Raw genomic sequence first — 8,769 nt, 5'->3', positions numbered from 1 at the left:
GTAGAGTTCCTCGAGTGTGATGTCATCGAGCCGTCCCATTACCACTTCCAGCGTCTCTACAGGTAAAGCACTTCCCTAGACACTATGAGTCGTTCCCGTTTGGCTCCGCCTGGCCGTCGTCTCCCAGACCCGCCAGCGACAGCTCTGGCCGTCGTCTCGGTGCCACCGTCTCCTCCCGGTGTCCACTACTGTTTAGGCTTACCTAAACTATTTATCCTGGGCCCTATTTAGGTTGACCTAAAATGGTTGGAACGACGCTCGGAGACATCCGTCGCTATCTCGAATCGCTCTCGAGCGAGACCGGCCGATACCACCTCGTCTGTGCCCGTACCGGCGAACAACCCGTTCCCGCCGTCGGGCTCGTCTTCGACGATCGCCCGACCGCGCGGGCAGCCGTTCGCGCAACCGAACAGTACAGGGCGGCCCTGCGACGGTACGATCCGTCACTGCCGGCGTACGACGTCATCGCCCGGGAGCGGCCGCTCGAAAGCGCGGCCGCGACACGGGCGGACGCCGAGCCATCGCCGTTCGCCGAGCAACGAGGCCGTCCGGTAGCGGATCGGTCTGCGGGGAGAACTGCTGGAGACGGTCGGGTCGAGCGGGGGTCGCGCATCGACTTCTGTCACGCCGTCGCGGGCGCGGTGTTCGAGGCGATCGCAGACTCCCCTCACGACCACCTGGAGCGGGCGATCATGGACGCGTACTTCGATCTCGCGGAACGAATCGAGGGGACCGACGAGCTCTGTCTTTGCCTGCTCGAGAGCATGGCGGCGGAACTCGAGACCGCCCTCGATCCACACTCCCAGCAGGACCTCCTGCTCGCGGCTGCCCGCCGACTGCCGACGGTCGCGTCCCGGTCGGACGAGACCGGCGATGCGCTCGAGTCGACGCTCGCTCGATTAGTTGCAGTCGAGTTCCTCCAGGGGTACGCGGTGCGTTCCAGAGCCGTCGACCCCGACACCGGCGGCCGCTCCTGGACGGTGGTACTCGACGAGTACGCACTCGGCGACCCGGACCCGACCGGGGCGGAGCCCGAGGTCGTCGTTACGTTGCCGCTTTCTCTCGAGTTGTTCCGCCACTGTCCGACTCGTAGCCTCGCCGTCACCGACGCCGGACACGTCGGCTCGGAACGACCCGCACACCGCGTCACGATCAGTACCGAACCGACCGACCGTGCCTCCGGTCTGGTCCACGCCAGCGAGGTGACCCGACCGTGAGCGAGACCGGGACACGGCTCCTCGAGGACGCGGAGACTCGAGTCGAGGCCGAACGGGACGCGACGAGCGCGAAACTGTCCGCGTTCGACCGGTTTGCAAGCGGCGTCGACGACGTTCCGACGGACTCGCCGCCGGCGTCGCCAGCTGACAGCGGGCGGACGATAGGGTCGCCGGGAGCTCCGACCGTTCGATCGGGGGTGGGTCCGACGGCGATGGCGGTCGGCAGCGACGCCACCGACCGGGCGTCGGTCGACTCTCGACGGGCTGTCCGTGACCTGTTCGCGGAAACGGTTCGTCCTCGTAGTGTCGACGATGTCGATGTCGATGTCGACGCCGATGCCGACGGCACCGAACCCCTGTGTGTGACCCTCGCGGAAGAACTCGGCGACGACGTTGCCGTCGCGCTTGCGCCGTCGACCGATCGCCAGTTCACTCCCGAGCTGAAGCAAGGTGTACTCGAGGCCGTCGATCAACGCCGTGCCGAACTCGAGACGATGCGTGGCGCTCTCGACACCGAAGCGACGTCGCTCGAGTCGACGATCGAGACCGTCGAAGAGATACGGGAGTGGTTCCGTCACGCCGACGAAACCCCGCTTCTCGAGCTCGGTTTCGACGCCCTCAGACGGCGTCACGAGGCCCTCGCCGACCACCGCCGTCGGTGTCGCGACCGCCTCGACCGCCGGCAGGAAGTGCTTCGGGAGACGACGGTCCACGGCGGGGCCGCCGGGCTCGAGCACCGAACGCTCGTCACCTACCTCTACGGGAATCTCCCGTCGACGTATCCGGTCCTGACGACCGTGCTTTGTCTCCTCGAGCAGTGCCGGACCGCCCAGCGAGCGGTCCGGGATCACCTCACTCGGCGCGTGTGACCTCCCCGGTTTTCGGAGCGTCTACTCTCGAAACGCTTCGAGATCGAACTCGAAGGCCGCGACGGGCACCTCGAGGTCGTGTTCGACGAGCACAGCGGGATGGACCTCGCCGATTACGCCGACCTCCTCGCCGTCGATGACGACGCTTGCCGTTCGACCCGAAATGAAGGTCGGATGTTCGGTCGGCGGCGTCTCGAGGTCGACGTCGAACTGGCGACACAGCGCCTGCAGGCGGGCCTTGGCGTCCTCGTAGCCGGCGTCGTGGCTCGCGAGGACGGCTCCGACGTGGCGGTTCTCTGAGACGCCAGTGTTCTCGCTGTCGTCGAGCCGGGCCGTGAAGCCGATCTCCGAGAGGTACTGGGGATACGAGCGGTGGGTGTTCCGTTCCAGTACCATCAGCAGCGAGGGCATGACCCAGGTCCGCAACATGGTGTAGTCCTCGCTGTAGACCTCCTTGATCGTCGTCGGCTCGCCCGCGCCGTAGGCGTCGCTGCCGGGCGCGACGTCGAGACGCTCGAAGTTCTCCGCCTCGTTGATCATGTGGAAGTTCAGCAGATCCTCGAAGCCCAACCCGACGAGTTGCTCGCGAGTGGCTCGCTCGAGTCGGGACCGCTCGTGGCGGCCGCCGACGGTACCAACGTCGGGATAGCACGGCTCGAGCTCGTTGAAGCCATAGGCACGCCCGAGGTCGTCGATGACGTCCAGCGGGTGGAGCACGTCGACGCGGTAGGGGGGGATCGTGACCTCGTAGACGAGGTTCCCTGCCTCGCCTTCGTTCCTCTCGGCCTCGAGTCCGGACCGCTCGGCGAGATCGATCACTTCGTCTGGATCGAGGTCGATGCCGAGGATCGTCTCGATCCGCTCGTGGGGAACGGTCTTGGTCTTCGTCGAGAGGTCGGGCCGGACGAGGTCGTGGTCCTTGTAGGACACTTCGATGTCCTCGATCGTCGCGCCGCGGGCCGCCAGCGCGTAGCAGACGATGTTGAGCATCTTGTCGATCGTCCACTGGTCGGTGCCGGTCATCTCGACGAACAGGTCCCGCGAGTCCGTCGAGACCTCGGTGCGGCGACCGTTGATCACCGGCGGGAACGAGAACAGCCCCAGGTCGTCGTAGATCGCCGGGTAGCGCTCGTACTCGCTGACGAGATCGGCGTATGTCTGGCCCGTGGGGTGGTCCTCGAGCACTTCGGCAGGGGTCATCTCCGCGTCCGCGTCGAGTGGCACGAACGTGTCCGCCTCGGGCTCGACGCCGACGTACTCGATGGTCGGGTTCCCCTCCGTCGCCGCGGAGCCTTTCAGCATCGTCAGATCGTGAATGCCGATCGCGCCCTTCGCGCGCTTGCGGCCCATCGTCGCGTGGAGTTTCTCCTGCAACTGGATGAGCGAGTCGAGGCTCTCCTCGTCGAGATCGACATCGCGGATCACCGCACCGGTGACGTAGGGACGGTCCGCGGGGACCGACTCGTCGACCTCGATTGTCCAGTCCGCGGAGTTCGTCGAGGGGACGTGGACGCCCCGCGAGTCGCCGTAGTGGTACCGCAGCGAGCGGGCCACGCCTTCGACGGAGAGTCGATCGAGCCGGTCGGGGGCGAACTCGAGTTCGAACGCGCCGTCCTCCGTTCGTCCTTCGAACTCGAGGCCGAGACCGAACAGGTCGTCTTTGAGTTCGTCGTCGCTTTTCTCCTCCGTGCCGGTGAGATCGCGTAGTTCGTCGGGATCGATGTCGACGGTTGGCATCAGTAGGTCACCTCCGCGTTGCGCAGGAACTCGAGATCGGCGAGCGTACCGTGCAGGTCACGGATATCTTCGGCACCCGTCGTGAGCATGGCGAGTCGCTCGAGAGCGAGCCCCCAGGCCATGACGTCGCAGTCGACGCCCAGCGGTTCCAGCATCTCCTCGCGGAAGATACCGGAGTTCCCGATCTCGATCAGTTCGCCCGTCGTGGGGTGGGTGCCGAACAGTTCGAAGCTCGGTTCGGTGTAGGGGTTGTAGTGGGGCTTGAACTGGATGTCCTCGATCCCGAACTGGGCGTAGAACTCCTCGAAGGTGCCCATGAGATCGCGCACCGAGAGGTCCTCGGCCATCACCCAGCCCTCGATCTGGTAGAACTCGAGCAGATGAGTCGCATCGAGGGTGTCGTTGCGGTAGGCTTTCTCGACGCTGAAGAACCGCGCGGGTGGTTCGATCTCGCCGATCTCCTCGCCCGAGAGGTAGCGGGTCGACAGCGAGGTCGTGTGCCCCCGCAGCGCGAGCGCGCGGGCGAACTCCTCGTCCCACGGCGAGTGATAGCCTTCGCTGTCCTCACCCAGCCCTTCGCGGTGGACGCGTTCGACATCCGCGACGAGTTGGTCGGGGAGTTCGTCGATGTGGCTGGGTTCCTCCATGGCGAAGCGGTCCCAGTGAGTCCGCGCCGGGTGATCCTGGGGCATGAACAGACAGTCGTTGATCCAGAAGTCCGCGTCGACGTGGGGGCCGTCCATCTCCTGGAACCCCATCCCGACGAGGACGTCTTTGACCCGCTCGGACATCTGACGCAGGACGTGAACCGTGCCGCTCTCGACGTCTTCGGCGTCGGCCTCGACGTTGTAGTCGGCGAACTCGACGGTCTCCCACTCGCCGCTGGTCAGCAGGTCCGGCGTGACCGCCCCGACGGTCTCCGTGGTCTCGATGCCACCCATCAGCTCCGTGACGCCCTCGTCGGTCAGCGCCACGTCGCGGGTCGTCGTCTCGACGACCTCGAGGAGTCCGCGACGCTCGAGTTGGTCGATCACCTCCTCGAGGTCGTCGTCGGTACCGACAGCCCCGTCGGCGAGCGCCTCGAGCGCGTTCGCCTCCGCGTCCGCTGTCGGCTCGGCATCGGGGTCGGCGGTGATCTCGCCGCTGTCGATCGAGCCGTACCCTTTCCGGGCGTAGTTCGAGAGCGCGATGTCGACCGCATCGCCCTCGAGTCCGGACTGGCCGATGACCTGTCCCATCGAGACCGGTTCCTCGTCGGCTCCGGCCTCGAGGGCAGCCTCGTAGAGGGCCACCTCCGGCAACCCGTCGGTCGCGTACTCGTGACCTTCGTCGGTGAGTTCGATCGTTTCGTCGACGCGTTCCGAGACCTCGACCAGCCCCTCCTCCTCGAGTTCGAAGGCCGCCCCGGTGACGGTTTCGGGCGGAAGGTCGGTCGCCTCGGCGAGGGCGTCGATGGACGTTGCCTCGTCCGCGCTCGCGGCCTCCAAGACCGCGACCTGTGATTCTGGCAGTTGCATTCGCTTGATTAGATGGCTGCGTGGCGGTCAGTTAGCGGTTCCGACTCGCGGCGAGTCGCGGTCGCCGCCGGGCGTTGCGGACTCTCCCGCAGCGGCCGGCCGCGACGGCGACCCGCGAACGGACGGTTTCGCCGCGGCGACCCGGCGAGGTCGCCACGAATCCACCGTCACGAGACCGCTAGAAAAAGCCGAATCCCGACGGCACGTGCTGTGGCTGACTGTTGGTGGCGACGCCGGCACGACCCTGCCTGCAGACGGCAACGTGGGATTCGGGTGCCATATCGGATCGATTCGCGACCGGACGCAAAAAACGTTGCTGGTTGGTGACAGTGGTCGAGCGACCGGCCGTCGGTGATACTTTCACGCTGACGTGATGGGAAACCGAAACTATTCTGTCGTCGCTCGGTGAATCGCTGCCATGCCCAACGGTCGTCCGCGTACGGATTCTACTGTGTCCTCCGAACCAGCCACCCCGTCCAGACCCACGCTCGTCAACGGCTCGATCGGCGGCGTCGTCGCCCTCGTCCTCTCGTTCGTTCCGTTTGCCTCGCTGCTGGGCGGTCTCGTCGCCGGCTACCTTGAGGGGCAGGCTATCGGCTCCGGGTTCGCCGCGGGTATCGTTGCCGGCATCGTGTACGGAATCGCCGGCTACGTGCTGTTTCTGCTCTTTGGCGGCGTCATGCTCGGATTTCTCGGCGTACCGATGACAGCAGGACTGGGCGGGATGCTCCTGTTCGCGATCGCCTTCGTTCTCGTCTACGCGCTCGCGTTCGCCGCGGCCGGCGGAGCGATCGGCGCGTACCTGAACCGCGAGTTCGGCGACGAGATCGGCCGGTACTGACACCCGTATCGTGGCTTTCGCGGTTGCCGAACTACTTGTTCGATACGCGCGTCGTCTCCAGCGACCCCGAATCGACCCAGACGAAACCGGACTGCTCGGCGGCCGCCTTTGCCTGTTGGACCGCACCGGGGTCGAACTCGTCGGCGAACTCGATCCGTGTCTCGTCGGGTTCCGCCGCGGGCAACTCCGGCAGGAAGTCGTCGTCCTCGAGCAGCCCCTCGACGGAGACGTTGCCACCGGCTCCGAGCGCGGCACCCAGGGCCCGATAGCGGTCGTCTTCGCTCTCCCACTCGAGGCCGCTCCCGAAGGCGTCGTTCGAGACGCGTGCGGTGTCGCTACTGCCGGAAAGCGAGCCGAGTCCGGGGTCGTCGTTCGACCGACCGGTCCGCTCGTCCCCGGAACTGGTCGCTCCCCTGGACTCTCCGTCGCGAGGGTCTTCGGCGTTCGCGAACGCGTCGGCGACTCGAGCGGCCCGTCCCGACTCTTGGGACGAGTGCTCGCTGTCGTCTGTCCGACGCTCGTTGCTGTTGTCGCTCCCGTCCTCGCTCACCCGCGACACCGACGGCGAGCCGCCGCGCAGTTCGAACCCGTCGGCTTCGGTCGACGGCGGCGACGTCTGCCGTGTCGTGTTGGGGTCGGTTTCGCTCGCGGAGGTCGTGGAGGTCGTGGAGGGCGTGGAGGGCGTGGAGGTCGTGGAGGGCGTGGAGGGCGTGGAGGTCGGTCGTTTGCGGGCGTCGGTGGTCGGTCGTTTGCGGGCGTCGGTGGTCGGTTCTGACTCAGACTCCGACCCCGACCTCGACCTCGACCCCGCCTCCCCAATCGACCCCGATTCGGCCTCCTCGATGAGCGACGCCACGCCTTCTTCGCCACGTTCGGCGCTCGACTGCCCCTTCGAGAACCGCGATCCCTCGCTGGATTCCCGGTCCGCTGCCCACGCCGGCCAGGGGGCGCTCGTATCCGAATCTTCGCTCCCTGGCACGTACGCCTCGAGGGCGAGCCCACACTCGGGAACCACCGGTCGTTCGAACGGCGCGATCCGACGGCCGTACCGCTCCTGGAGTCGCTCGAGTTCGCGTTCGTCGACCAGCGCCGCTCGCCAGCGATCGTCGCCGCCGGAGAGCAAGACGAACCGCGCCTGGGTACCGGCGAGCAACGACTCCTCGATACTCCAGAGTACGGCAGGCAGGTTGTCGGTCCCCAGCGGCGTCTCGGGATACTCGAAGGTCGCCTCTCGCTGTCGGCCTTCGGGATCGACGGCGCGCAGTTCCAGCCGGTCGCGCGGGGCGGCGGTGATAGCCCGTTCGAGGGACAGCGACCAGCCGATCGACTCGAAGACGGCGGTTAGCTCGCGCTTTACTGCCTCCTGGGGATATCGTGCGGCACAGCTGAGGCCGCGGTTGCTTCGAGCGATCGTCTCCCGGAGGATCGTCGTCTTGTCGCGGCCATCGTCGAGAACGGTGGCGAGGGCAGCCTCGAGCGATCGACCGTCGCCGTCGTTCGACGCGTCCGTCGTGGAGCGGGTCGCGACGCGCTCTATGTCGGCCGCCGTCACGCCGAAGGCCCCGAGCACGTCGGCCGCGAGGAGTTCGTCCGCGTCGCCGTTGCGGGGAGGACCGGGCATCACTTCAGTGATACACGACCGAACCAATATAAGTTCGTCAGACGTTCGACTGGCGAGTCGGACCACGGACTGTCGGTTCTCATACCACGGCCCTGCCGGTCAGTGAACCGCCTCGGGGTCACGTGGTTCGAGACGCCTTCGGCGTCTCGTCATCACGGAAGACTGCGTCTTCCGTACGACCCTGAGGCACTCGGCCTGTTCCGCCTGTAGACCACGTCTGGTCGGCGAAGCGTTGTACCGGCACATCGAGCACTCCGTAGCAGTCAGCCGACACGACGTGACACCGCTGGCAGCCCCCTTCAGCAAGAGACAGTCATTTGTACGTTCTCCCCAGAGTGTACAGAAGGTATGGAACTGCCTGATGATGTGCTCTGTCTGTACACTGCTCGAGTAACTGAGAACCAGGACTCGTACACGATCGAGGTTCCGAAGCAGGAAGTCGAGTTAGGTGGGGTCCAGTCCGGCGAGGTGTATCGGGCTGCGTTGCTTCCATCGGCAGTCGAACCCGAGCCCGCTCCGCGGGTCCGAGCGGAGCCACAGGGACCACCACTCGAGGAAGGGGACATTCGAGACGTCGAAATCGAACGGCTCGGCGACCAGGGTGATGGGCTCGTCAAAGTAGACCGTGGCTACGTCGTGATCGTTCCCGGAACGGACGTCGGTGATCGGGTCACGATCCGCGTCACGGAGGCAAAGGAGAACGTCGCCTTCGCGGAGGTCATCAAAGAAGCCCGGTAACGTCCCGGTGACAGCTGGTGTCTTCGGGACCAGCTTACAGCCCGTCGCTCGTCTCCGACCGACGACGACCGATCGAGCGACGGACACGCCAGTACCGGGACGGGCAAGCAACCGCGATCGCGTGGGCGGTTCGGTACTCCTAGATACCCTGTTGCACGTTCAAGATTAGTTCGCCGGACGGGACGGGCAGACCAGAAACTGACCACCTATCGGCAGTGCTGACCCAATG

General features: G+C 66.1%; 8 protein-coding genes. 5 read left to right on the top strand and 3 right to left on the bottom strand.

All coding sequences use genetic code 11. The features are described 5' to 3' along the window. The first annotated feature begins 242 nt into the window (after positions 1 to 242). Both C446_RS15375 and C446_RS15370 read left to right on the top strand, forming a co-directional pair. Entirely contained in the window at positions 243 to 1,217 is a 975-nt protein-coding gene (locus C446_RS15375) for a DUF7551 domain-containing protein (protein ID WP_006674052.1), read from the top strand. Further along, complete coding sequence (locus C446_RS15370; RefSeq protein ID WP_006674051.1) at positions 1,214 to 2,086, top strand: DUF7260 family protein; 873 nt, start codon at positions 1,214 to 1,216, stop codon at positions 2,084 to 2,086. The genes C446_RS15375 and C446_RS15370 overlap by 4 nt, the downstream gene beginning before the upstream one ends. 21 nt (positions 2,087 to 2,107) lie before the next feature. Here C446_RS15370 and pheT read toward each other — a convergent pair whose 3' ends face one another. Further along, complete coding sequence (pheT, locus tag C446_RS15365; protein ID WP_006674050.1) at positions 2,108 to 3,823, bottom strand: phenylalanine--tRNA ligase subunit beta; 1,716 nt, start codon at positions 3,821 to 3,823, stop codon at positions 2,108 to 2,110. After that, a complete protein-coding gene (pheS, locus tag C446_RS15360; protein ID WP_006674049.1) occupies positions 3,823 to 5,340 on the bottom strand; it encodes a phenylalanine--tRNA ligase subunit alpha in 1,518 nt (505 codons plus the stop codon). Before pheS ends, pheT begins: the two co-directional genes overlap by 1 nt. A gap of 451 nt (positions 5,341 to 5,791) precedes the next feature. On the opposite strand from pheS, the gene C446_RS15355 reads away from it, so the two are divergent. Continuing rightward, positions 5,792 to 6,181, top strand: a complete 390-nt coding sequence (locus C446_RS15355; RefSeq protein WP_006674048.1) for a DUF5518 domain-containing protein — start codon at positions 5,792 to 5,794, stop codon at positions 6,179 to 6,181. Positions 6,182 to 6,212: 31 nt separating this feature from the next. On the opposite strand, the gene C446_RS15350 is transcribed toward C446_RS15355, so the two are convergent. Next, on the bottom strand, positions 6,213 to 7,802 hold the full coding sequence (locus tag C446_RS15350; protein WP_006674047.1) for a hypothetical protein: 1,590 nt from the start codon (positions 7,800 to 7,802) through the stop codon (positions 6,213 to 6,215). Positions 7,803 to 8,150: 348 nt separating this feature from the next. Between C446_RS15350 and C446_RS15345 the strand changes: the two genes are divergently transcribed. After that, positions 8,151 to 8,540, top strand: coding sequence for a TRAM domain-containing protein (locus C446_RS15345; protein WP_006674046.1), 390 nt, complete (start codon positions 8,151 to 8,153; stop codon positions 8,538 to 8,540). A gap of 17 nt (positions 8,541 to 8,557) precedes the next feature. Next, positions 8,558 to 8,683: a hypothetical protein gene (locus tag C446_RS20305; protein ID WP_275039921.1), complete on the top strand. Its 126-nt coding sequence runs from the start codon at positions 8,558 to 8,560 to the stop codon at positions 8,681 to 8,683. Positions 8,684 to 8,769: the final 86 nt, after the last annotated feature.

Source organism: Halobiforma nitratireducens JCM 10879 (genome assembly GCF_000337895.1).
In the GTDB taxonomy this organism is placed as follows: Archaea; Halobacteriota; Halobacteria; order Halobacteriales; family Natrialbaceae; genus Natronobacterium; species Natronobacterium nitratireducens.
The sequence above is the reverse complement of the archived record's forward strand: the minus strand, read 5'-3'. Positions and strand labels throughout refer to the sequence as shown.

What these genes read in the sequence shown, in the direction of transcription:
- C446_RS15375 (WP_006674052.1), top strand. Translation starts at nt 243, where the DNA reads ATGGTTGGAACGACGCTCGGAGACATCCGTCGCTATCTCGAATCGCTC.
- pheT (WP_006674050.1), bottom strand. Translation starts at nt 3,823, where the DNA reads ATGCCAACCGTCGACATCGATCCCGACGAACTACGCGATCTCACCGGC.
- pheS (WP_006674049.1), bottom strand. Translation starts at nt 5,340, where the DNA reads ATGCAACTGCCAGAATCACAGGTCGCGGTCTTGGAGGCCGCGAGCGCG.
- C446_RS15350 (WP_006674047.1), bottom strand. Translation starts at nt 7,802, where the DNA reads ATGCCCGGTCCTCCCCGCAACGGCGACGCGGACGAACTCCTCGCGGCC.
- C446_RS15345 (WP_006674046.1), top strand. Translation starts at nt 8,151, where the DNA reads ATGGAACTGCCTGATGATGTGCTCTGTCTGTACACTGCTCGAGTAACT.